The organism is Streptomyces resistomycificus (genome assembly GCF_001514265.1).
GTDB lineage: Bacteria > Actinomycetota > Actinomycetes > Streptomycetales > Streptomycetaceae > Streptomyces > Streptomyces resistomycificus.
This window is the reverse complement of the sequence record NZ_KQ949010.1, coordinates 50488-73526: the sequence shown is the minus strand read 5'-3', so window position 1 is coordinate 73526 and position 23039 is coordinate 50488. Positions and strand designations below refer to the sequence as shown.

Sequence of the window (23039 nt, the reverse complement as noted above, 5' to 3'; positions counted from 1 at the left end):
AATCATTCAAAAGGCCCACACCTAACGGTGTGGGCCTTTTTTGTTTTTAGGCGCCTTTCGGTGGTGATGTCTGCCGGCGTTCTCCACCGGCAGACGTTGCTCATAGGCGGCCTGCCGCTTTCAGTGCCAGATATGCGTCTGCGAGAGCGGGGGCCAGGTCGTCAGGAGTCGCGTCGACGACCGTGACGCCGCGGCGGCGGAGCTGCTCCGCGATGCGATCACGTTCGGCCTGGGCCTGGGCGGCGGCTGCCGCCTCGTAGACGGCCTCCGTGTTTCCCCGGGCTCTGGCCATGCCGGCGATGTGCGGGTCCGCCACCGAGGCGAGCAGGACCGTGTGGCGCTGGGTGAGTTGGGAGAGGACGGGCAGGAGGCCCTCCTCGACCGGGGCCGCGTCGAGAGTGGTGAGCAGGACGATCAGGGAGCGGCGCGGGGCCGACCTGAGAGCCATTGCCGTAAGGCCTCGGGAGTCCGTTTCGACGAGCTCGGGTTCCAGGGTCGCCATGGCGTTGACCAGGGACGGCAGTACGTCGCCTGCTGAGCGGCCCTGGACGAGGGCACGTACGCGGCGGTCGTAGGCGAGCAGGTCGACACGGTCACCTGCGCGGGAGGCCAGGGCTGCCAGGAGCAGTGCGGCGTCCATGGAGGCGTCGAGGCGCGGGGCGTCGCCGACGCGACCCGCTGAGGTACGGCCGGTGTCGAGGACCAGGAGGATGTGCCGGTCGCGTTCGGGACGCCAGGTGCGCACGGCGACCGTGGTCTGACGGGCGGTGGCCCGCCAGTCGATGGAGCGGGTGTCGTCGCCGGGGACGTACTCGCGCAGGCTGTCGAATTCCGTGCCCTCGCCGCGGGTGAGCACGCTGGTGCGACCGTCCAGTTCGCGCAGGCGAGCCAGTTTGGAGGGAAGGTGCTTGCGGCTGGTGAACGGGGGCAGGACGCGCACCGTCCAGGGAACCTTGTGGGTGCCCTGGCGGGCGAAGAGACCGAGAGGGCCGTACGAGCGGATCGTGACGCGGTCGGACTGGCGGTCGCCGCGGCGGGTCGGCCGTAGACGAGTGGTCGCCCGGCGGCGTTCGCCTGCCGGTACGCGGAGGCGGTGGCGGGAGGCCGTGACCTCCGTGCCGGGCTGCCAGCTGCTGGGGGGCCAGGCGTCGCGCAGGTGGGCGCGCAGGGGGCGGCCGGACGTGTTGGTGACGGTGAGGGTGACGTCTGCGGTGTCGCCCAGGCGGGCCGACGTGTCGCCTGAGCGGGTCAGGCCGAGACGCCGTACCGGTGCCGCGAGCGCGAAGTCGCAGGCGCAGGCGACGGCCAGGGGGGCGTTGACCGCGAGGATGCCTGCCCAGCTAGGGTCCCAGATGCCGACCGGGAGGGAGCCCAGGGCCGCGAGGAGTGCGGCTCGTCCGGTGAGCGCCATCAGCGGGGGACGGGGACGTGGGCGAGGATCGCGTTGATGACGGAGTCGGCCGTCACGCCCTCCATCTCGGCCTCCGGGCGGAGCTGTACGCGGTGCCGGAGCGTGGGGAGGGCCAGTGCCTTGACGTCGTCAGGGGTGACGTAGTCGCGGCCGGTCAGCCAGGCCCAGGCGCGGGCCGTGGCGAGCAGGGCCGTCGCGCCACGCGGGGAGACGCCGAGAGTGAGGGACGGCGACTCACGGGTAGCCCGGCAGATGTCGACCACGTAGGCGGTGATCTCCGGGGACACCGTCGTCTTGGCGACCGCGGCGCGGGCGGCTTCCAGCTGGGCCGCTCCCGCGACGGGGCGTAGGCCGGCGGCGTACAGGTCGCGCGGGTTGAAACCCTCGGCGTGACGGGTGAGGACGTTGATCTCGTCCTGGCGGGAGGGGAGCGGGATCGTCAGCTTGAGGAGGAAACGGTCCAGCTGGGCCTCGGGAAGCGGGTACGTGCCCTCGTACTCGACCGGGTTCTGGGTCGCGGCGACCAGGAACGGATCGGGGAGGGGACGGGGGGTGCCGTCGACCGTGACCTGGCGTTCCTCCATGGCTTCCAGGAGGGACGACTGGGTCTTGGGCGGGGTGCGGTTGATCTCGTCGGCCAGGAGCAGGTTGGTGAAGACCGGGCCGGGCTGGAAGGAGAACTCGGCGCTGCGGGTGTCGTAGACCAGGGAACCCGTCACGTCGCTCGGCATCAGGTCGGGGGTGAACTGGACACGCTTGGTGTCGAGGTCGAGTGCGGAGGCGAGGGCGCGGACGAGCAGCGTCTTGGCCACTCCGGGGACTCCTTCAAGGAGAACGTGTCCGCGGCAGAGGAGGGCGACGACGAGACCGGTCACCGCTGGGTCCTGGCCGACCACGGCCTTGGCGATCTCGGCGCGCAGGGCCTCGAGGGCGGCTCGGGCGTCGCCCGGATCCCCGGCGTTGTCAGTGGTCGGGTCCATCATGGACGGCGTACCTCTCTTTCGAGGGCGTCGAGTTGGTCGGCGAGGGAGATGAGGGCTGCGTCGTCACGGGGCGGCGGGCCGAAGAGGAGAGAGTGCAGGGCCTGTCCGTCTCCATGACCGTGGAGGTGGGCGGACAGGGCGGGGAGCAGGGCCTCGGGCGCGTGCGCCTGGGTGACGGGGACGCCGGTGAGGGGGGCGAGGCGGGTGCGGGTGGTGGAGCGAAGAGCGGCGGCCGCGCGGTCGCGGGCGTTGGCCTTGCGGTAGAGGCGGGCGCGGCCTTCGACGGTCTCGGAGGCGCGGATCGCCACGGGGAGTTTTTCGGGCACCAGGGGGCCGAGTCGGCGTGCCCGCCAGAGGGCGGCCAGGGCCGCGGCGATGAAGAGCTGCAGTGTGCCCCAGAGCCAGCCCGACGGAAGCAGGTCGAAGAAGCCCTTCTCGTCGTCGGGGGTGGCGGCGGTGGTGTCGGAGAGCGAGGGGAGGTACCAGACCAGATGGGGGCGGGAGCCGAGGAGTTGGAGGGCGAGCGAGGCGTTGCCCTGCTCGTCGAGGGTGTCGTTGTAGAGGATGTCCGGTGCGCCGATGACGACGGTGTCGCCGTCCCCGGTGGTGTCCGGGAGGCGCACCAGGGTGGCCAGGCGCTCGCTGGGGTAGCACTCGTCGGCGTCGGGCCGGGTCGCGGTGTAGCGGATGCCGCCCGTGTCGGCGGTGCCCGCGCGCCGGGCGGCGGGCAGGCTGCAGTCGGGGGAGAGTGTCGAGTCGAGGCTGGTGGCGGGGCTGGCGACGACGCCGGGGGCCAGCCGTTCGACGGACGGGCTGCCGGGGGCCACGAGGACGGTGCGACCGTCGGAGCCGGCGGTCCTGGAGCGCAGTCGGCTCTGCTGGCTGTGCGTCAGCAGGTCGGGTACGGCGACCAGGAGGGTGGTGTCGGGTCCGGCCGCGGCGCTCGCTTCGTCGAGGGTGGTGACCACGCGCGTGGAGACGCCCCGGGCGGCGAGGAGTTCGGCGACGGCGCGGCTGCCGTAGGGGTCTGCTGCGCGTGGGTCGAGCGTGCCGTGCCGGGCGTCGGAGCGGATGGCCGCGATCGCCACGGCCGCCACCAGGAGGACGACGAGGGCGAGGAGGACCCCTCGCGCGCGGGTCCACAGCTGGCGGGCGGTGGGCGAGGCCGAGGTGGAGGCGAGCGGGGCCTCGGTGGTCATTCGGCGGCTCCCCGGTGGGCGTCGGCCGCGTTGTGGGCAGTGCTCGGGCTGCTGCTCGCGAACTGCGGCTTGGTGCGTTCCAGGTCGCGGTCCAGTTCGGCGATGCGCCGGTACGACTGCTCGGTCGCCGACCGTCCGCCGTATGTCACGTCGTCGAAGTCCCGGGCTGCGGCGCGCAGTCGGTCCGCCCGGGAGGGCAGGGCGCGGCCGGCCTCGGCTGCGGCCTCGTCGGCGGTGCGGCCCGGGCGCACATCCAGGAGGGCGCGTTCCTCCAGGGAGCGCACGATGGCGCGCATGTGCTCCTGGACGGCCTGGCTCCAGTGGCCCTGGGCCGCGTGCGCCTCCGCGGCCGCGCGGTGTTCGGCGGCGCTGCGCGGGCGGTCGTCGAACAGGGCGGCGGAGGAGGTGGGTTCGCGGCGCGGGGTGCCGAGCCGCCACCACAGGGCGCCGAGGACCGCGAGGACCGCCACGATGACGACGACCAGGCCGAGTGCCCCGCCGGGGGTCGCTGCCGAGGCCGTGTTGAAAAGCTTGTCGACCCAGTCCCAGAAGGCGTCCAGGGCACGCTGGAACCAGCTGGGGTCGTTCTCGTGGTACATCCGCTTGGACAGCTCGCGCCGGGCCGCCTCCCGCGCGGGGTCGCGGGGGGTCGTCAGCGGTGGCTCGTCGTGGGAGCGGGCGAGCGACAACACCGAGGTGACCTCGGTGTGCAGTTTCGCCCGCACCGAGGTGCCGCGGACCCGCAGCAGGGCCTGTACCGATGTGTCGCCGACGTGCTGCGCGGTGCGTACGGCCATGTCGGCGGCGCTCGGCAGTGCCGGCACCGTCGTGAGAACTCCCCCCGCCAGGCTCACCCCATCAGCTCCCGGGGGTGGGGGTGGTGCCGTAGCCCTGGACACCGGCGGCGCGGGCCAGTTCGAGGTCGAGGGCCTCGCGGCGGATGCGCTGGTCGATGTAGAGAAGCACGGTGACGCCCGCCGAGATCGGGAAGGTGATCATGGAGCCGATCACCGAGCCGATCCCGCTGATGACGAGGAACGTCCAGCCGAGGCCGCCGGTGCCCTCCACGAAGCCCGTGAAGCCGTCGCCGCTGAACGCGGCGGCGAGGAAGGTGAAGGGGAGCACGACGATCGCCGCGACGATGTTGGCGATCAGCCCCGCGAGGAGCTGAATGCCGAAGACCCGCCACCAGGAGCCGCGGACGAGCTTCACCGAGCGGCTCATCGACTTCGTGACGCTCTGCTTCTCCAGCATCAGCGCGGGCGACGCCAGGGAGAAGCGGATCATCAGCCACAGGGCGACGACGACGGCGCCCAGGCCGCCCACGACGGCGAGCGCCGCGCCTGCCCCTTCCGGGCCGGAGACGGCCACGAGGAGGCCGGGCAGGATGCCCACGAAGACGAGTCCGGCGACCATGAGCATCAGCAGGAGGATCAGGCCGAGCAGCCTCATCACCTGCGGGCGGGCGTCGCGCCAGGCCTCACCGGTGGTGACGGAACGACCGAGTACCGCGCGGCTGGTGACGGTGGTGAGCAAGGCGGTCGCGATGACCGTGCCGATCAGGGAGATCACCGCGACGGCCAGGCTGCCGATCACGGCGCTGCCCATGGCACGGGTCACTTCGTCGAAGGTGGCACTGGGGTCGGTGAGGGCCTCGGCGTCGGCGGTGTCGTTGAGGACGAGGCCCTGGAGCAGGATGACGACGATCTGCGTGACCACCGCGACGGTCAGCGAGATGCCCAGGACCGTGCGCCAGTACGTGCGCATGGTGGAGACCGCGCCGTCGAGGATCTCGCCCACGCCGAGAGGGCGGAGCGGGATCACGCCGGGCTTGGCAGCGGGCGGGGGGCCGCCCCAGCCGCTGTAGCCGCCGCCGGGAGGGCCGTAGGCGCCGCCCCAGCCGCCGTTTCCGCCGCCGGGAGGGCCGAAGCCGCCGGGTCCGGCGGGGGGTTGGCCGCCCCAGCCCGGGCCGGGCGGTGGGGGCGGTGGGGTCTGGCCGGGAGCCGGCTGGCCGGTGGGCGCGGACCACTGGCCGGCCGGTGGCTGCTCCTTGGACCACTTCGAGCCGGGGTCCTGCGGGTCCGGTCCCGGCTGCGCCGCGGGGTTCGCGGCGTCGGGCCGGTCGACGGGCTCGGCGGGGCCGGACGCGCCGGGCTCGTGCCCGTCGGAGGGGGCGGATCCGGGCGAGGCCCAGCCCGGAGTGTCCTTCATCGTCGCTCCTTCACGGTGCCCGTCCGCGGTCGCGGCGGCAGGTTGGCAGCCATCGTGCCATGGGGTGGTCATCGACGGACCAGCCGCGGTATGGGCTGGACACCTTCAATTGTCCGGCGGATACGGGGCAGACTGACGGCATGGCTGATCAGTACGCGCAAACAGGCGAGGACAGCAGGCCGACCGAGATACCGGCGATCCGTTGGGAAGAGCCACCTGAAGGCCCCGTACTGGTCCTTCTCGACCAGACGAGACTGCCGGCCGAGGAGGTCGAGCTGGTCTGTACGGACGCGTCCGCGCTGGTGGAGGCGATCCGTTCGCTGGCGGTGCGTGGGGCGCCGTTGCTCGGCATCGCGGGGGCGTACGGCGTCGCGCTCGCCGCCGTGCGGGGGTTCGACGTCGACGAGGCGGCGAACGCGTTGGCGGGCGCCCGCCCCACGGCGGTGAATCTCGCCGTCGGGGTGCGCAGGGCCCAGGACGCGCACCGGACGGAGTTCGCCAAGGGCGGTGATGCCCGGCAGGCCGCGGAGGCCGCGTTGGCCGCGGCGCGCACGCTGCACCGGGAGGACGCCGAGGCCAGCGGTCGGATGGCCGAACGTGGGCTGGCACTGCTGGACGAGCTGCTGCCCGGCGGCGGGCACCGGATCCTCACGCACTGCAACACCGGGGCCCTGGTGTCGGGCGGTGAGGGGACGGCGTTCGCGGTGGCGCTCGCGGCGCATCGCGTGGGGCGGCTGCGGCGGCTGTGGGTGGACGAGACGCGGCCGTTGCTGCAGGGGGCCCGGCTGACGGCGTACGAGGCGGCGCGCAGCGGTATGGCGTACACCCTGCTGACGGACAACGCGGCGGGTTCGCTGTTCGCGGCCGGAGAGGTCGACGCGGTGCTGATCGGTGCGGACCGCATCGCGGCCGACGGCTCGGTGGCGAACAAGGTCGGGAGCTATCCGCTCGCGGTGCTGGCGCGGTACCACCATGTGCCGTTCATCGTCGTGGCGCCGGTGACGACGGTGGACCTGGACACGCCGGACGGGGCGTCGATCGAGGTCGAACAGCGTCCCGGTCATGAGGTGACCGAGCTCACAGCGCCGCAGGTTCCGGTGGCGGGAGCGGAGGCGGGCGGCGGGGTTCCGGTGGCACCGTTGGGGACCCAGGCGTACAACCCGGCTTTCGATGTGACGCCGCCCGAGCTGGTGACGGCGATCGTCACCGAGGAGGGCGTGGTGTCGCCGGTGACGGCGGAGGCGCTCGCGGCGCTGTGCGAGAAGTCGCGGCAGGCGACGATCGACTGAGGGGAGGCAGACGGCCGGGTGGCGGGGAGTGACCCTCGTGGAGGTGCTGACGCCGTAGCTCCGATGCCCGGCACATTCCCCCCAGTCGTGCGACCACAGTCCGTCACGGTGTCCGTACGGACATCGACACCCGAGGGCGAGGGCAGACAGTAGTGACTCCGTACGACTATCGTCACAGGCCAGTGACCTCTCTCACCAGCGCCCCGGTCACTGTTACGAGAATGGGATGATGTCGTTTATGAAGGGACGAGTCCTTGTCGTCGACGACGACACGGCACTGGCCGAGATGCTCGGCATCGTGCTGCGTGGTGAAGGTTTTGAGCCGTCTTTCGTAGCCGACGGTGACAAGGCGCTGGCCGCTTTCCGGGAGAGCAAGCCCGATCTGGTGCTGCTGGATCTGATGCTGCCCGGGCGGGACGGTATCGAGGTGTGCCGCCTGATCAGGGCGGAGTCCGGCGTGCCGATCGTGATGCTCACGGCCAAGAGCGACACCGTCGACGTCGTCGTGGGCCTGGAGTCCGGTGCCGACGACTACATCGTGAAGCCGTTCAAGCCGAAGGAGCTGGTGGCCCGGATCAGGGCGCGGCTCAGGAGGTCGGAGGAGCCGGCGCCGGAGCAGCTGGCCATCGGTGACCTGGTGATCGACGTGGCGGGGCACTCCGTGAAGCGGGAGGGGCAGTCCATCGCCCTGACGCCGCTGGAGTTCGACCTGCTCGTGGCGCTCGCACGCAAGCCCTGGCAGGTGTTCACCCGCGAGGTGCTGCTCGAGCAGGTGTGGGGCTACCGGCACGCGGCCGACACCCGTCTGGTCAACGTGCATGTGCAGCGGCTGCGCTCCAAGGTCGAGAAGGACCCGGAGCGCCCGGAGATCGTGGTGACCGTCCGTGGTGTCGGTTACAAGGCCGGGCCCAGCTGACATGTCCCGAGACAGTGCCGCATCGGCGCCCGGCAGTTCCGGGGCCCACGCGGGGCGGCCTGTCGGCCGTAAGACAGCGGGATCCCGCTGGGGTCGGTTCCTCGAGGGCGGACTGCTGCAGGGCGGCGTCCAGGGCAGTCCGGTCCTGCGCCTGTTCATGCGCTGGGTGCGTCGCCCGCTGCTGCCCGTCATGCGGCTGTGGCGGCGCAACATCCAGCTCAAGGTGGTCGTCACGACGCTGCTGATGTCGCTGGGCGTGGTGCTGCTGCTCGGCTTCGTCGTCATCGGGCAGGTGCGCAACGGGCTGCTGGACGCCAAGGTGAACGCCTCGCAGAGCCAGGCCACCGGCGGGTTCGCGGTGGCCAGGCAGAAGGCCGAAGAGGCGGGGAGCGGCACCGGTGACGAGGCCACCACGGTGGACGGCCGGCCCGCCCAGAACGTCATCCAGTGGATGAGCGACCTGGTGGAGTCCCTGTCCAGCGGCGGTCAGGGCGCCTTCGACGTCGTGACACTCCCGGCGGGCAACGACAGCGGCAGCGGGCGGGGGCCGCGGGCCTCCGGTGACGTCATCGCGGCGTCCAGCGTGCCCGAGGCCCTGCGGGAGCGGATCGACACCGACCCGACGATGGCGGCTCAGAGCTACACGAGGATCTTCTACGACGCCGACAAGGAGTCCCAGCCGGCCCTTGTCATCGGCAAGCAGGTCAACGATCCGAACAACGACCCGTACCAGCTGTACTACCTCTTCCCGCTCACCCAGGAGGAGAAGTCGCTGAGCCTGGTCAAGGGCACGCTGGCGACGGCCGGCCTCTTCGTCGTCGTACTGCTCGGGGCCATCGCCTGGCTCGTGGTCAGGCAGGTCGTCACGCCGGTGCGGATGGCTGCGGGGATCGCCGAGCGGCTGTCCGCCGGCCGGCTTCAGGAGCGGATGAAGGTCACCGGCGAGGACGACATCGCTCGGCTCGGTGAGGCCTTCAACAAGATGGCGCAGAACCTGCAGCTGAAGATCCAGCAGCTGGAGGACCTGTCGCGGATGCAGCGCCGCTTTGTGTCGGACGTGTCGCACGAGCTGCGGACGCCGCTGACGACCGTGCGGATGGCCGCCGACGTCATCCATGACGCGCGCGTGGACTTCGATCCGATCACCGCTCGGTCGGCCGAGCTGCTCGCCGACCAGCTGGACCGGTTCGAGACGCTGCTCGCGGACCTGTTGGAGATCAGCCGCTTCGACGCGGGCGCGGCGGCCCTGGAGGCCGAGCCGATCGATCTGCGCGTGGTCGTGCGCAGGGTGGTCAGCGGGGCCGAACCTCTGGCCGAGCGCAAGGGCACGCAGATCCGGGTCGTGGGCGCCCAGCAGCCCGTCGTCGCCGAGGCGGACGCCCGGCGGGTGGAGCGGGTGCTGCGCAACCTCGTCGTCAACGCCGTCGAGCACGGCGAGGGCAAGGACGTCATCGTCAAGCTCGCCGCGGCGGGCGGGGCGGTCGCGGTGGCGGTGCGCGACTACGGCGTCGGGCTCAAGCCCGGTGAGGCGACCCGCGTCTTCAGCCGCTTCTGGCGGGCCGACCCGGCACGCGCGCGTACCACCGGCGGTACGGGCCTGGGGTTGTCCATCGCCCTGGAGGACGCGCGGCTGCACGGCGGCTGGCTGCAGGCATGGGGCGAGCCGGGTGGCGGCTCGCAGTTCCGGCTGACGCTGCCGCGAACCGCGGACGAGCCGCTCAGGGGCTCGCCGATACCGCTGGAACCCAAGGACTCGCGGCGCCATCGGGGCCTCGACGACGCCGGCCTGCCACGCGGGGGCGGGGAGAAGGCCGCCACCGTCCCGGCCCAGCCGACCGGCGACCAGGGCCCCTCACGAGGCCCGCTCGCGCCCCGGTCGTCCGCGGTCACGCCGACGGCCGATCCCACGGCGTTGCCCGGCAGCGGCTCGCGCGTGGTGCCGCGGCCCGCTTCAGGGGCGCGACGGCAGGACGACCCGCCCGCCGCGGGCGGTCAGGGGAACGGCGAGGCCGAGGGCACGCCGAGCGAGACCGTGAGCCGCCCGGACGCCCGGTCGGAGGGCTCGTACGAGCAAGGGGAGGCATTCCGTGGGCGCTGACCGCGGAAGGGGCGCCCGGCGTACGCCGGGGCGCTCGGTGGCGTACGCCGCTTGTGGCGTCGTACTGCTGGCGGGGTGTGCGTCCATGCCCGACAGCGGGGACCTGCGCGGGGTGGAGTCCACGCCGCGTCAGGACGCGCAGGTGCGGGTGTTCGCCATGCCTCCGCAGGAGGACGCGCCCGCCTCGGACATCGTCCAGGGCTTTCTGGAGTCCCTGACCAGCGACGACCCGAACTACGAGACGGCGCGCAAGTACCTGACCACCCAAGCCGCGAAGAAGTGGAAGCCGGAGCTGTCCACTACGGTGCTCGAGGACGGGGCGACCATCGGGCCCGAGCGGGCCGCCGACCGGGAGGACGCCGACGTCGTCTCGTACCCGCTCACCGGCGACCGGGTCGCCACGGTGGACGCGCAGCAGTCGTACGCGCCCGCGGAGGGGAACTACAGCCAGTCGCTGTACCTCACGCGCGAACCGAAGACCAAGCAGTGGCGCATCGACAAACTGCCGCAGGGCGTCGTCATGGGCAAGTCGGACTTCCAGCGGAACTACCTGTCCGTCAACAAGTACTACCTCGCCTCGCACGCCGCGGAAGGAGTGACTCCGCAGGCCGTGGCGGTCGCGGATCCGGTGTACGTGCGTGAGCGTGTGGATCCCATGACACAGATGGTGCGTTCCCTGCTGACCGGGCCCACGAGCTGGCTCGGCCCGGTCGTCAGGTCCAGCTTCCCCACCGGGACGGAGCTGGCCGATGACGTCACCACGCTGACGCCGGACGACCAGAGCAAGCTGACCGTGCCGCTGAACGACCGGGCGGCGCAGGTCGGTATGGCCCAGTGCCACGAGATGGCCGCCCAGCTCATGTTCACCCTGCAGCACCTCACCCCCGTGGTGGAGGGGGTCGAACTGCAAGCGGGTGGCAAGCAGTTGTGCGCGCTCACCGAGGGCGAGGCTGCCGACGTCGCCATGCGTGGCTCGGTGCAGCCTGCCGAGTACCTGTACTTCATCGACGGCGAGCACCGGCTGGTACGGCTGCCCGCGGCCGGTAGCGGCACGCATCCCGATCCGGTTCCCGGGGCGCTGGGCGAGGGCGCCAAGGAACTGCGGTCCGTCGCCGTGTCGCGCGACGAGCGCAGCGCGGCCGGAGTCGGCGTCGACGGGAAGTCGCTGTACGTCGGCTCGCTCGTGTCGGGCGGTTCGCTCGGGGAGCCCGTGCTGACCAGCCAGGGCGCGACGGCGGAAGACCGGCTGACCGCGCCCAGTTGGGACGTGCAGGGCGACCTGTGGGTGGCCGACCGCGACCCGGACGACTCGCGACTGCTGCTGCTGGAGGAAGGTGCCGGCAAGCCGCTGACGGTGGACACGCCGGGGCTGGACGGACGCGTCAAGGACATCCGGGTGGCCGCGGACGGGGCGCGGATCGCGCTCGTCGTGGAGAAGGGCGGCAAGCAGTCCCTGTTCATCGGCCGGATCACGCGAGGCGAGAAGGCCGGGGAGGCGCCGTCCATACAGGAACTGCGTTCCGCCACACCCGAGATGGAGGAGCTCACGACCATGTCGTGGGCCGGTGACAGCCGCCTCGTCGTGGTCGGGCGCGAGCACGACGGCGTCCAGCAGACGCGGTACGTCCAGGTCGACGGCTCCACGCCGGAGGGGCCCGCGCCGGCGGCCCTGACGGGCGTGAAGGAGATCGCCGCGTCCGAGGACGACGCGTTGCCGTTGGTGGCGTACTCGGAGGACGGGATCGTGCGGCTGCCGTCCGGAACGCAGTGGCAGAAGGTGGACGCGGACGGGACGGCGCCGGTCTATCCGGGCTGAGGTCGGGCTCGGGGAGGCGGCCGCTCGTGCCGGGGGTGACTCCGGCGGGAGCGGCCGCTTCGCTGTTCGGGTGTCGTGGGGTGTCGCGGGGTGTCACAGGGTGTCTCGGGAGGCTTCGGGAGCTGCGGATTCGCGGTGGTCACGGCTGTTCGCGGCGGCGCCCCCGAGTTGTCCACAGGGGGTTGTCCACAGGGGTGGCAGGGCGGCGCCGGCGTTGGCACAGTGGTGGGCATGCGGGGGTGGTGGCAGGACCTCACCGACCTGGTGTTGCCGACCGGGTGCGGAGGCTGCGGGAGGCCTCGCACGGTGCTCTGCCCAAAGTGCCGTGCCGTCCTGAGCGGGGCCGTCCCGCGCAGGGTGCGCCCGGTGCCGGAGCCGCCGGGACTGCCGGTCGTGCACGCGGTGGCTCGGTACGCGGACGAGGTGCGGGCCGTGCTCCTGGCCCACAAGGAGCGGGGCGCGCTGGCACTGGCGGCACCTCTGGGTACGGCGCTGGCGGGAGCGGTGCGTGCGGGGCTCCGGGAGGCGTGGGGGCCGCCGGGGTGCGGGGCTGGGGGCCGAGGGACGGGGGCGTGGGGTGAAGGGGTCGTGGTGCTCGTTCCCGTGCCGTCCTCGCGTGGGGTGGTTCGGGCTCGGGGGCATGATCCGGCGCGGCGGATCGCGCTCGCGGCGGCAGCGGAGCTGCGGAGGGAGGGGACGCCGGCGCGGGTGGCGTCCGTGGTGCGGCAGCGGCGTGCGGTCGCCGACCAGGCCGGGCTCAACTCCCGGCAACGGCTCGAGAACCTGGCCGGTGCGCTGGAGGTGGTCTCCGGAGGCGGGCGGTTGCTGCGCGCTGGTCCGGTGGTCCTCGTCGATGACCTGATGACGACCGGGGCGTCCCTGACGGAGGCGGCGCGCGCGGTGCGGGCGGCCTCGCCTTCGCGTGGGGGTGGGGGCGGATCGGCGTACGGCGGCGTGGCCGGCGGGCGGGGAGCCGCGGCGGGCCGGGACGAGGCACCGCGGCGGCACCGGCGGGCCGGTGGTGCGGACGTGGGGGTGAATGAGGCTGATGTGTGTGGAAAGACGACAACGACGGTGTATGGCGAGGCAGGTCGGGAAGGCAGAGGGGAACGGATGAGCGGGATGACGGAGGAGGAGACGGACCGGGTGGTCGTTCCGCCGGGAAGGGCGGGCCCACGCGGTCACCACGACATGATCTGCGCGGCCGTGATCGCGGCCACGCCGGATTCTTTCGAAATAAACCGGAACTGACTGCGAACTTGCATCGTTGCAGGTTACGAGAGGGCTTATTCACCTGAACGGAGGTACGCCGCGGTAGAGGGTGACGACATCCGTCCGGGCGAGATATGTTCGGTTGTGAGAGAAAGGCGCAGGCCACACCTCTCCTATCCGAATGCCGTCCCGTGGGTTTTTCACTATCACCCGCACCGGTGGAGTGGAGATCCTGCCCGCGGGGGAGGAGGTGGACGTCACCGAGTCCGAGGTTCCGGGACTCACCGGAGCCTGGTGCAAAAGGGAGACGCTCCGCAGCGAAGCGGAGTGATCCGGGAACGGAGTTCTGCGTGGACATCGTCGTCAAGGGCCGCAAGACCGAGGTGCCCGAGCGGTTCCGCAAGCACGTGGCCGAGAAGCTGAAGCTGGAGAAGATCCAGAAGCTCGATGGCAAGGTGATCAGCCTCGACGTCGAGGTGTCCAAGGAGCCGAACCCCCGACAAGCCGACCGCTGTGACCGAGTGGAGATCACGCTCCGCTCCCGCGGTCCGGTCATCCGGGCGGAGGCGGCAGCCAGCGATCCGTACGCGGCGCTCGACCTGGCGGCGGAGAAGCTGGACGCGCGGTTGCGCAAGCAGCACGACAAGCGCCACACCCGGCGCGGTGCACGGCGGCTCACGGCGGCCGAGGTCCCTGACCACGTTCCGGGCGCGGCGACACTCAACGGCAACGGCCACGCCGTCCATGAGGAAGAGTCCGACGGCGTCCCCACCAAGAAGATCGGTTCGCTGGAGATCAAGGGTGACGGTCCCCTGGTCGTCCGCGAGAAGACCCACGTCGCGTCTCCGATGACCCTCGACCAGGCCCTCTACGAGATGGAACTGGTCGGGCACGACTTCTACCTCTTCGTCGACTCCGAGACGAAGGAGCCGAGTGTCGTCTACCGGCGACACGCCTATGACTACGGCGTCATCCACCTGAACACGGACCCGATGGTGGCCCAGGCGCAGCCCCCCGCGGCGGGTGGCACGCTGGGTGGCTGACCGCCCGGGAGACAGCTGATCCGGTGCCCCTGGTGCGCGTGTGCGCCCCCAGGGGCACCGGTGTGCGACCACTTCACGCCCCGCTCGGTCACCAGGGTGTCGTCCGGGCATGGAATCATGGCCGCACCGGCCCAACCGCTGGGCCGTTGCCTTGGGTTGGCGATGGCACAGGAACCACAGGCCACAGCCTTCAGGGGGAGGAACGATGGCGGACAGCTTCGGACCGATGCAGGACGACAACGCCGGACACGGCGTCGTCGCCACGGGCCCGGACACGGGCTCTCCACGCAAGGAGCCGATCCGTGTCCTGGTCGTGGACGACCATGCCCTCTTCCGCCGTGGCCTGGAGATCGTGCTCGCGGCCGAAGAGGACATCCAGGTCGTGGGAGAGGCCGGTGACGGCGCGGAGGCCGTCGACAAGGCCGCCGACCTGCTGCCGGACATCGTGCTGATGGACGTGCGGATGCCCAAGCGCGGCGGGATCGAGGCGTGCACCTCCATCAAGGAGGTCGCCCCCAGCGCGAAGATCATCATGCTGACGATCAGCGACGAGGAAGCCGACCTCTACGAGGCGATCAAGGCCGGCGCGACCGGATATCTCCTCAAGGAGATCTCCACGGACGAGGTCGCCACCGCTATTCGCGCGGTGGCCGACGGGCAGTCGCAGATCAGCCCTTCCATGGCGTCGAAACTGCTCACCGAGTTCAAGTCGATGATCCAGCGCACCGACGAACGCCGTCTCGTGCCGGCGCCGCGGCTCACGGACCGTGAGCTGGAGGTGCTGAAGCTGGTCGCCACGGGGATGAACAACCGGGATATCGCCAAGCAGTTGTTCATTTCCGAGAACACCGTGAAGAACCATGTGCGCAACATCCTGGAGAAGCTGCAGCTGCACTCCAGGATGGAGGCGGTGGTCTACGCGATGCGGGAGAAGATCCTCGAGATCCAGTAGGGCCGTGGAATCCGGTGGGGCCCGGAATCAGTCGGTGAGGCGGGCGAGTTCCCTCACGAGAGGCTCGCGCAGCTCCGGGGCGTCCACCCGTTCCACGCGTACGTCCGTGCAGTTCACCCAGCTCGCCGCCTCGATCAGGGCCTGTGCGACCGCAGGGACCGCCTTCGGGCCGTCCAGCGTCACCTGCCTGGCGATCAGGGTGCTGCCCTCGCGGGCCGGGTCCACACGACCGACCAGGTGGCCGCCGGACAGCACCGGCATCGCGAAGTAGCCGTACACCCGCTTCTGCTTGGGGACGTACGCCTCCAGGCGGTGGGTGAAGCCGAAGATCCGCTCCGTACGCGCCCGTTCCCAGACGAGGGAGTCGAAGGGGGACAGGAGCGTGGTGCGGTGGCGGCCGCGCGGGGGAGACGCCAGGGCCGCCGGGTCGGCCCAGGCGGGCTTGCCCCAGCCCTCGACCGTGACCGGGACCAGACCCGAGTCGGCGATCACCGCGTCGACCTGCTCGGCCTTGAGACGGTGGTAGTCGGCGATGTCCGCGCGGGTGCCGACGCCCAGGGACTGACCGGCGAGACGGACCAGGCGGCGCAGGCACTCGGAGTCGTCCAGGTCGTCGTGGAGCAGGGTGGCAGGGACGGCGCGCTCGGCGAGGTCGTACACACGCTTCCAGCCCCGGCGCTCGACGCACACCACCTCGCCGTACATCAGGGCGCGTTCGACGGCCACCTTGGTGCCCGACCAGTCCCACCACTCGCTGGTCTTCTTCGCGCCGCCCAAGTCCGTGGCGGTGAGGGGGCCTTCGGCACGCAGCTGCTTGATGACCTGGTCGTACGTGCCGTCCGGAAGGTCGTGGTTCCAGTGCGGTCGGTTGCGGTAGGCACGGCGGCGGAAGGCGAAGTGCGGCCACTCCTCGATGGGGAGGATGCAGGCGGCGTGGGACCAGTACTCGAAGGCGTGTGTGTCCTTCCAGTACGCGTTCTCGACCGTCTTTCGGCCTACCGCGCCCAGGCGGGCGTACGGGATGAGTTCGTGGGAGCGGGCGAGGACGGAGATGGTGTCGAGTTGGACCGCGCCCAGATGGCGGAGGGTGCCGCGGACGCCGGCCTTGCGGTCGGGGACACCCAGGAAGCCCTGTGCCCGTAGGGCGAGGCGGCGGGCTTCGTCTGCGGAGATTTGGGTCGCGGGGCGCGAGGTCGTCATGGCTCCGCACGATAGACGGCGGCACTGACAGCGCGACACGACCTGCGCTTTCGCTACGGGGTACCGTGCGACGGAGCCGACGTCGGCAGGTAGGGCGCCGCGGACGGCAGGGCCAGGTCCGACGGAAGCAGCGAGCCCACCCAGCAGTCCCGGCGTACGCCCTTGTTGTTGATCGCGGAGCGCAGAGTGCCCTCGATGGTGAAGCCCGCGCGTTCCGCCACCGCACGGGAAGCGGCGTTGCCGACCTCCGCCCGCCATTCCACGCGGTCGACGGAGAGGTGGACGAAGGCCCAGCGGGAGGCGGTGAGGGCGGCCTCGGTGACGTAGCCGTGGCCCCGGTGCTCCTTGGTGCCCCAGAAGCCGATCTCGGCCGTGCCCAGGGACCGCATGCTGAGGCTGAGCATGCCGACCAGATCCTCCCCCTCGGGAAGGAAGATGCCCCAGGTGAGCATCGAGCCGTTCGCCCAGCCCTCGTGGACCAGTTGTTCCGTGAAGCTTCGGGCGTGCTCGGGGAGGTAGGGCGCGGGGATCGTGGTCCAGCGCTGGATGTCGGGGTCCTGGGCGGCCGCGTACACGGCGTCGGTGTCCTGTGGGCCGACCGTGCGCAGCAGGAGGCGGGCGGTGGTCAGCGTGACGGGGTCCATCGGCCGATTCTGCTCGGGACGCGACGAAGGCACCATCTCTTTGCCGTGGGTGAGCGGGTGATCACAATTCGCGCAATTCGTCGGTGCGGCGCGGCACCATCCGCGCCACCCGGACGTTGTTCTTTTGAAGAGATGTGAAGCAGTGGACGGTCGCCGTCCCGGCAGGCCTCCCGGCGTGGCGGGGTCCTCGCATACGATGGCCGTTGCTCAGTAAGCCAAATGGAAACCGACCGTCCCAGGCCCGACCGGCAAGGAGACCAACCCCCGTGTCCGTCCTCTCGAAGATCATGCGTGCAGGCGAAGGCAAGATCCTGCGCAAGCTGCACCGCATCGCGGACCAGGTCAACTCCATCGAAGAGGACTTCGTCGACCTCTCCGACGCCGAGCTGCGGGCCCTCACCGATGAGTACAAGCAGCGGTACGCCGATGGTGAGAGCCTGGACGACCTGCTTCCCGAAGCGTTCGCGACCGTCCGCGAGGCCGCCAAGCGCGTCCTCGGACAGCGTCACTACGACGTCCAGATGATGGGCGGCGCCGCCCTCCACCTCGGCTATGTCGCCGAGATGAAGACCGGTGAGGGCAAGACCCTGGTCGGCACCCTGCCCGCGTACCTGAACGCCCTCTCCGGACAGGGCGTCCACCTGATCACGGTCAACGACTACCTGGCCGAGCGCGACTCCGAGATGATGGGGCGCGTCCACAAGTTCCTGGGCCTGGACGTCGGCTGCATCCTCGCCAACATGACGCCGGCCCAGCGACGCGAGCAGTACCGCTGCGACATCACGTACGGCACGAACAACGAGTTCGGGTTCGACTACCTGCGCGACAACATGGCGTGGTCCAAGGACGAACTCGTCCAGCGCGGCCACAACTTCGCCATCGTCGACGAGGTCGACTCCATCCTCGTCGACGAGGCCCGTACGCCGCTGATCATCTCCGGCCCGGCCGACCAGGCCACCAAGTGGTACGGCGACTTCGCCAAGCTGGTCACCCGGCTGAAGAAGGGCGAGGCCGGCAACCCCCTCAAGGGCATCGAGGAGACCGGCGACTACGACGTCGACGAGAAGAAGCGCACGGTCGCCATCCACGAGTCCGGTGTCTCCAAGGTCGAGGACTGGCTGGGCATCGACAACCTCTACGAGTCGGTGAACACCCCGCTGGTGGGCTACCTGAACAACGCCATCAAGGCCAAGGAGCTCTTCAAGGCGGACAAGGACTACGTCGTCATCGACGGCGAGGTCATGATCGTCGACGAGCACACCGGCCGTATCCTCGCCGGCCGCCGCTACAACGAGGGCATGCACCAGGCGATCGAGGCGAAGGAAGGGGTGGACATCAAGGACGAGAACCAGACGCTCGCCACGATCACCCTGCAGAACTTCTTCCGCCTCTACAAGCGCCACGACCACAACGGCAAGGAACAGCCCGGCCTCTGTGGCATGACCGGTACGGCGATGACCGAGGCCGCCGAGTTCCACCAGATCTACAAGCTCGGCGTCGTCCCGATCCCGACCAACCGGCCCATGGTCCGCAAGGACCAGTCGGACCTGATCTACCGCACCGAGGTCGCGAAGTTCGAGGCGGTCGTCGACGACATCGCCGAGAAGCACGAGAAGGGCCAGCCGATCCTCGTCGGTACGACGTCGGTCGAGAAGTCCGAATACCTCTCGCAGCAGCTCTCCAAGCGCGGCATCCAGCACGAGGTGCTGAACGCGAAGCAGCACGACCGTGAGGCGACCATCGTCGCCCAGGCCGGCCGCAAGGGCGCCGTCACCGTCGCCACCAACATGGCCGGCCGTGGTACCGACATCAAGCTCGGCGGCAACCCCGACGACCTCGCCGAGGCGGAGCTGCGCCAGCGAGGTCTCGACCCCGAGGAGCACATCGAGGAGTGGGCCGCGGCCCTGCCCGCCGCCCTGGAGAGGGCCGAGAAGGCGGTCAAGGCGGAGTTCGAGGAGGTCAAGGACCTCGGCGGGCTCTACGTCCTGGGCACCGAGCGGCACGAGTCGCGTCGTATCGACAACCAGCTGCGCGGTCGTTCCGGCCGTCAGGGCGACCCGGGCGAGTCCCGCTTCTACCTCTCCCTGGGCGACGACCTGATGCGCCTGTTCAAGGCCCAGATGGTCGAGCGCGTGATGTCGATGGCGAACGTCCCGGACGACGTGCCGATCGAGAACAAGATGGTCACGCGCGCGATCGCGTCCGCGCAGTCGCAGGTCGAGCAGCAGAACTTCGAGACCCGTAAGAACGTCCTGAAGTACGACGAGGTCCTCAACCGGCAGCGCGAGGTCATCTACGGCGAGCGCCGCCGCGTCCTGGAGGGCGAGGACCTGCAGGAGCAGGTCGTCCACTTCATGGACGACACGATCGACGCGTACGTCGCCGCGGAGACCGCCGAGGGCTTCCCGGAGGACTGGGACCTCGACCGGCTGTGGGGCGCCTTCAAGCAGCTGTACCCGGTCAAGGTCACCGTCGAGGAGCTGGAGGAGGCGGCCGGCGACCGGGCCGGTCTGACCGCCGAGTTCATCTCCGAGTCCATCAAGGACGACATCCACGAGCAGTACGAGGCGCGTGAGGCGCAGCTCGGCTCGGAGATCATGCGTGAGCTGGAGCGCCGGGTCGTGCTGTCGGTCCTGGACCGCAAGTGGCGCGAGCACCTCTACGAGATGGACTACCTCCAGGAGGGCATCGGCCTGCGCGCGATGGCGCAGAAGGACCCGCTGGTCGAGTACCAGCGTGAGGGCTTCGACATGTTCACCGCCATGATGGAGGGCATCAAGGAGGAGTCCGTCGGCTACCTGTTCAACCTGGAGGTCCAGGTCGAGCAGCAGGTCGAGGAGGTCCCGGTCGAGGACTCCGCGCCGTCGCTCACCAAGCAGGACGCGGTGCCGGCGCAGGCGGGCGCCTCCCGTCCCGAGATCCGCGCCAAGGGGCTGGACGTCCCGCAGCGCCGGGAGCTGCACTTCTCCGCGCCGACCGTGGACGGCGAGGGCGGTGTCATCGAGGGCGACTTCGCCGACGACGACGAGCCCGTGCGCTCCGAGTCCGACGGTCTCACGCGCGCGGAGCGGCGCAAGCAGTCGCGTGGCGGGCGTCGTCGCAAGAAGTGACGGTGACGAAGTCGGGGTTGCGGGTGCGGTTGCCTGCGGCGCCGTAGCTTGCTGAAGGGCCGGGTACCCCTGGGGGTGCCCGGCCCTTTGGCGTGCGGGGCGCGGGGTGCGGGGTGGCTGGTTGGGGTGCGGGGTTTGGGGCTTGGTGTTGCGGGGGTCGGGCAGGGGAGCGCGGTTCTGTTCAGTCGTCGTCCGCTTGTGGCCTGCGGGGGCCGCCCAGTTCCACCGCCGTGCAGCGCCAGCGCAGGTCGTGGCCCTGCTCCAGGCGGAAGGCCATGGCGCGCAGCCGGTCGCCGGCGCTGATGCGGGCGAAGGCCTCGATGGCGCCGGTGCGGGGGACGTAGTAGCCGATGTCCTGGACGACGGGGAGGGCGCCGCGAGGGGCGCGCAGCGGGCCGCGTTCGGCGAGCCAGGCCAGTTCGTCGTAGGCGCGGCCGGCCGTGTGCCGGAGCATCCAGTGGACGGGGCGGCGGCCGCTGAGGACGGCGAGGAGGCGGTCGGCGAAGACGTCGGTGGGGCGGGGCTGGGGGATGGGCCTGCGGGGGGTTTGGGAGGGGACGGTGGGAGTGGAGGTGGCAGCGGGGGTGGTGGACGGCCTGGCGGGGGTGCGGGTGGTGGCGCCGGTGGTGGGGGTGTGCGGGGTGGTGCGGGGGCGGTTGTCCGGTGGGCTGGTGCGGGTGGGGGTCGTGCCGGTGCTCGGTGAGCCCGGCGGTCGGCCGTCGGGCGTGCTCGGGCGGGTGCCTCCGCCGGGGGCGCGGGGTGGTGTGCCGCCGGGGCGGCGGGGGTCGCGCCGGCCCGGCGGGCGGGCGCCCGGGTGGTGGTTCGCCCTCGTCATGACCTTGTTCATGGATGTCCCCGTTCGATCGGCCCGGGCGATACCGGGCGGTAACTTCGTGGCTGGTGATCTTGTACGGGGCCGCGGGGGGCGAGGGCAAGGAGGAGGGGCGCCCGGTGGGGGTGGCCGGGAAGTTCACCTATCAGGGTGGTTCGGGGTGGTGAAAAGCCCGTGGTGGCGGGGGTGTGCCGGGTGAATTCCGGGGCGTGGGGTGGACGCGTTCAGGGGGTTGGGCAGGGACTCGAAAGGGGACCCCGCGCACGTATCCTGAAAGCCCTTCGCGAGGTGCGGAACGCCCGCCGGAAGGGACCCGTGACCTCCTCCGATGACGACGAAAGCGGCGACCATGCGTGTCTACGTCCCCCTGACCCTTTCCGGGCTCGCCGAGGCGTACAAGACGGGAGAGCTGGGGAGTGGGCCGCTCGTCGCGTACGCGGTCACGCCGGCTTTGCGCGAGTGGTACCTGTCCGAAGACATCGAGGAGCTCGAGTACGCCGCGCTCAACCGGGCGGCGCTGGCCTCGTTGAGGTTGCTGGCCGCGGACGGCGAGGCGGTGCGGCGCCGGGTCGTGGTCGCGGTGGACGTGCCCGACGGGGCGGCGACCTCCGACCCCGACCGGGCGCTTGATTCCGCGGCGCTGGGTGAGGTGTGGGTCTCGGGGCCGGTGCCGTTGGCCAAGGCGGCGGCCGTGCACGTCGATGCCGGTGACGCGGAGGCGGATGTGACCGCGGCGGCCGAGGCGCTGGTGGCGGCGGACGGTGGGGACGACGACGCGCAGTTCGTCGTGGACGGGGCCGAGGATCATGAGCTGCTGTGGTTCGCCACGCAGGAGATCGCGACGCTGGTGGGGCTCGGGGGCGGGGCTGGCTGAGGCGGGGCGGGGGTGTGCCGGTGCCGGTGCCGGTGCTGGCTGCGGTGGTGTGGTGGTGGCGGGGGTGTGGTGACGGTGCGCGTCGCTCTGATGTGCGGGTCTCTTGATTGTCGGTGAGGGCGGGTACGTTTCTGGCATGGGGAAGAAGACGGGCGCGCACATTGTGTGGGACTGGAACGGGACGCTGTTCCACGACAATGACGCGATCATCGGGGCGACGAACGCGGCGTTCGCGGAGTTGGGGCTGACACCGATCACGATGGAGCAGTACCGGGCGATGTACTGCGTGCCGGTGCCGAAGTTCTACGAGCGGTTGATGGGGCGGCTGCCGACCGATACCGAGTGGGAGGTCATGGATGCGACCTTTCACCGGTACTACACCGAGCATCGGGTGAGATGCGGGCTGACGGCGGGGGCTGCGGAGCTGCTGGCCGGGTGGGGGGCGGCCGGGCGGAGCCAGTCGATTCTCAGCATGTACGGGCATGACGAGCTTGTTCCGTTGGTGCGGGGGTTCGGCATCGAGGCGCACTTCATGCGGGTCGACGGGCGGGTGGGGCCGTCCGGGGGGAGCAAGGCGGAGCACATGGTGCGGCATCTCGCGGCGCTCGGGCGGGTGGATCCGGCTCGTGTCGTGGTGATCGGGGATGCCGCGGATGATGCGGTGGCGGCTCGGCATGTGGGGGCGCGGGCCGTGTTGTACACCGGGGGGTCGCATGGGCGGGCGAGCCTTGAGGTGGTGGGGGTGCCGGTGGTTGACACGTTGGAGGAGGCGGTGGGGGAGGCGGAGCGGTTGGCGGCGTGACGCTGCGCTGGGCGGGGTGAGGTGGGGTGTGTCGTGGTGGACGCCGGGTTGTTCTCGCCCCCGCCGCCCCTACCCGTCCCATCCCCAGGGGCGTGGCCCCTTCGACCCCACCAGGGGCTCCGCCCCTGCACCCCGGCGGGGACTGCGTCCCCTGCACCCCGGCGGGGACTGCGTCCCCTGCACCCCGGCGGGGACTGCGTCCCCTGCACCCCGGCGGGGACTGCGTCCCCTGCACCCCGGCGGGGACTGCGTCCCCCGCACCCCCCGCAGCACTCTGCTCCCGCATCTCCCGGGACTGATCGCCTGTCATTCGCATCGCATTCGCACCGCATGCGCATCCCAGGGGGCCCGGAAGAGGGGGACCGCATGCGGGTGGGGGTTTTGGTGCTGTGCAGAACGTCAAAGTTCCAGCCCCGGTTTTGTACACATACGGCTCATGACGGGGCC

At 71.0% G+C, this 23039-nt stretch carries 18 protein-coding genes; 10 read left to right on the top strand and 8 right to left on the bottom strand.

What is annotated here, in order from left to right; all coding sequences use genetic code 11:
• Positions 1-100: 100 nt before the first annotated feature.
• The 5 genes from AQJ84_RS39995 to AQJ84_RS39975 are packed head-to-tail and all read right to left on the bottom strand — an operon-like array spanning position 101 to position 5804.
• Positions 101-1411 carry a DUF58 domain-containing protein gene (locus tag AQJ84_RS39995; RefSeq protein WP_030045448.1) on the bottom strand — a complete coding sequence of 437 codons (1311 nt, stop codon included), beginning with the start codon at positions 1409-1411 and terminating at the stop codon, positions 101-103.
• Positions 1411-2391 carry an AAA family ATPase gene (locus AQJ84_RS39990; RefSeq protein ID WP_107082888.1) on the bottom strand — a complete coding sequence of 327 codons (981 nt, stop codon included), beginning with the start codon at positions 2389-2391 and terminating at the stop codon, positions 1411-1413. The genes AQJ84_RS39995 and AQJ84_RS39990 overlap by 1 nt, the downstream gene beginning before the upstream one ends.
• Positions 2391-3593: a DUF4350 domain-containing protein gene (locus AQJ84_RS39985; protein ID WP_053193904.1), complete on the bottom strand. Its 1203-nt coding sequence runs from the start codon at positions 3591-3593 to the stop codon at positions 2391-2393. The genes AQJ84_RS39990 and AQJ84_RS39985 overlap by 1 nt, the downstream gene beginning before the upstream one ends.
• Complete coding sequence (locus AQJ84_RS39980) at positions 3590-4447, bottom strand: DUF4129 domain-containing protein (protein WP_225877480.1); 858 nt, start codon at positions 4445-4447, stop codon at positions 3590-3592. Before AQJ84_RS39980 ends, AQJ84_RS39985 begins: the two co-directional genes overlap by 4 nt.
• A gap of 4 nt (positions 4448-4451) precedes the next feature.
• Positions 4452-5804, bottom strand: coding sequence for a glycerophosphoryl diester phosphodiesterase membrane domain-containing protein (locus AQJ84_RS39975; protein WP_053193900.1), 1353 nt, complete (start codon positions 5802-5804; stop codon positions 4452-4454).
• 140 nt (positions 5805-5944) lie between these two features.
• Between AQJ84_RS39975 and mtnA the strand changes: the two genes are divergently transcribed.
• From mtnA to AQJ84_RS39940, 7 genes are all read left to right on the top strand, one after another.
• Complete coding sequence (gene mtnA / locus AQJ84_RS39970) at positions 5945-7093, top strand: S-methyl-5-thioribose-1-phosphate isomerase (protein WP_030045454.1); 1149 nt, start codon at positions 5945-5947, stop codon at positions 7091-7093.
• 226 nt (positions 7094-7319) lie between these two features.
• Positions 7320-8009, top strand: coding sequence for a two-component system response regulator MtrA (gene mtrA / locus AQJ84_RS39965; protein WP_016438163.1), 690 nt, complete (start codon positions 7320-7322; stop codon positions 8007-8009).
• Position 8010: 1 nt separating this feature from the next.
• A complete protein-coding gene (mtrB, locus tag AQJ84_RS39960) occupies positions 8011-10107 on the top strand; it encodes an MtrAB system histidine kinase MtrB (RefSeq protein ID WP_053193897.1) in 2097 nt (698 codons plus the stop codon).
• On the top strand, positions 10097-11923 hold the full coding sequence (locus AQJ84_RS39955; RefSeq protein WP_030045457.1) for an LpqB family beta-propeller domain-containing protein: 1827 nt from the start codon (positions 10097-10099) through the stop codon (positions 11921-11923). The genes mtrB and AQJ84_RS39955 overlap by 11 nt, the downstream gene beginning before the upstream one ends.
• A gap of 231 nt (positions 11924-12154) precedes the next feature.
• On the top strand, positions 12155-13174 hold the full coding sequence (locus tag AQJ84_RS44640) for a ComF family protein (protein WP_059198920.1): 1020 nt from the start codon (positions 12155-12157) through the stop codon (positions 13172-13174).
• A gap of 311 nt (positions 13175-13485) precedes the next feature.
• Entirely contained in the window at positions 13486-14178 is a 693-nt protein-coding gene (gene hpf, locus AQJ84_RS39945; protein ID WP_030045459.1) for a ribosome hibernation-promoting factor, HPF/YfiA family, read from the top strand.
• Between the two features lie 205 nt (positions 14179-14383).
• Positions 14384-15130, top strand: coding sequence for a response regulator (locus tag AQJ84_RS39940; RefSeq protein ID WP_030045460.1), 747 nt, complete (start codon positions 14384-14386; stop codon positions 15128-15130).
• A 27-nt stretch (positions 15131-15157) separates the two neighbouring features.
• Here the strand turns inward: AQJ84_RS39940 and AQJ84_RS39935 are convergent, their stop codons facing one another.
• Together AQJ84_RS39935 and AQJ84_RS39930 are read right to left on the bottom strand one after the other, a co-directional pair.
• Complete coding sequence (locus AQJ84_RS39935) at positions 15158-16330, bottom strand: winged helix-turn-helix domain-containing protein (protein ID WP_030045461.1); 1173 nt, start codon at positions 16328-16330, stop codon at positions 15158-15160.
• Between the two features lie 53 nt (positions 16331-16383).
• Positions 16384-16974 (bottom strand): GNAT family N-acetyltransferase, encoded by a 591-nt coding sequence (locus AQJ84_RS39930; protein ID WP_030045462.1) that lies wholly within the window; start codon positions 16972-16974, stop codon positions 16384-16386.
• Between the two features lie 266 nt (positions 16975-17240).
• On the opposite strand from AQJ84_RS39930, the gene secA reads away from it, so the two are divergent.
• Positions 17241-20084: a preprotein translocase subunit SecA gene (gene secA / locus AQJ84_RS39925; protein ID WP_030045463.1), complete on the top strand. Its 2844-nt coding sequence runs from the start codon at positions 17241-17243 to the stop codon at positions 20082-20084.
• 181 nt (positions 20085-20265) lie between these two features.
• On the opposite strand, the gene AQJ84_RS43360 is transcribed toward secA, so the two are convergent.
• A complete protein-coding gene (locus AQJ84_RS43360; RefSeq protein WP_030045464.1) occupies positions 20266-20931 on the bottom strand; it encodes an Rv3235 family protein in 666 nt (221 codons plus the stop codon).
• A gap of 334 nt (positions 20932-21265) precedes the next feature.
• Here AQJ84_RS43360 and AQJ84_RS39915 point away from each other — a divergent pair, with 334 nt between their 5' ends.
• Both AQJ84_RS39915 and AQJ84_RS39910 read left to right on the top strand, forming a co-directional pair.
• On the top strand, positions 21266-21790 hold the full coding sequence (locus AQJ84_RS39915) for a DUF6912 family protein (RefSeq protein ID WP_030045465.1): 525 nt from the start codon (positions 21266-21268) through the stop codon (positions 21788-21790).
• Positions 21791-21926: 136 nt separating this feature from the next.
• On the top strand, positions 21927-22592 hold the full coding sequence (locus AQJ84_RS39910; protein ID WP_030045466.1) for an HAD family hydrolase: 666 nt from the start codon (positions 21927-21929) through the stop codon (positions 22590-22592).
• Positions 22593-23039: the final 447 nt, after the last annotated feature.

Bases quoted from the DNA above. Each gene is read 5' to 3' on its own strand.
- AQJ84_RS39995 (WP_030045448.1), bottom strand. From the start codon at position 1,411: ATGGCGCTCACCGGACGAGCCGCACTCCTCGCGGCCCTGGGCTCCCTC.
- AQJ84_RS39990 (WP_107082888.1), bottom strand. From the start codon at position 2,391: ATGGACCCGACCACTGACAACGCCGGGGATCCGGGCGACGCCCGAGCC.
- AQJ84_RS39985 (WP_053193904.1), bottom strand. From the start codon at position 3,593: ATGACCACCGAGGCCCCGCTCGCCTCCACCTCGGCCTCGCCCACCGCC.
- AQJ84_RS39975 (WP_053193900.1), bottom strand. From the start codon at position 5,804: ATGAAGGACACTCCGGGCTGGGCCTCGCCCGGATCCGCCCCCTCCGAC.
- mtnA (WP_030045454.1), top strand. From the start codon at position 5,945: ATGGCTGATCAGTACGCGCAAACAGGCGAGGACAGCAGGCCGACCGAG.
- mtrA (WP_016438163.1), top strand. From the start codon at position 7,320: ATGATGTCGTTTATGAAGGGACGAGTCCTTGTCGTCGACGACGACACG.
- mtrB (WP_053193897.1), top strand. From the start codon at position 8,011: ATGTCCCGAGACAGTGCCGCATCGGCGCCCGGCAGTTCCGGGGCCCAC.
- AQJ84_RS44640 (WP_059198920.1), top strand. From the start codon at position 12,155: ATGCGGGGGTGGTGGCAGGACCTCACCGACCTGGTGTTGCCGACCGGG.
- AQJ84_RS39940 (WP_030045460.1), top strand. From the start codon at position 14,384: ATGGCGGACAGCTTCGGACCGATGCAGGACGACAACGCCGGACACGGC.
- AQJ84_RS39935 (WP_030045461.1), bottom strand. From the start codon at position 16,330: ATGACGACCTCGCGCCCCGCGACCCAAATCTCCGCAGACGAAGCCCGC.
- AQJ84_RS39930 (WP_030045462.1), bottom strand. From the start codon at position 16,974: ATGGACCCCGTCACGCTGACCACCGCCCGCCTCCTGCTGCGCACGGTC.
- AQJ84_RS43360 (WP_030045464.1), bottom strand. From the start codon at position 20,931: ATGAACAAGGTCATGACGAGGGCGAACCACCACCCGGGCGCCCGCCCG.
- AQJ84_RS39915 (WP_030045465.1), top strand. From the start codon at position 21,266: ATGCGTGTCTACGTCCCCCTGACCCTTTCCGGGCTCGCCGAGGCGTAC.
- AQJ84_RS39910 (WP_030045466.1), top strand. From the start codon at position 21,927: ATGGGGAAGAAGACGGGCGCGCACATTGTGTGGGACTGGAACGGGACG.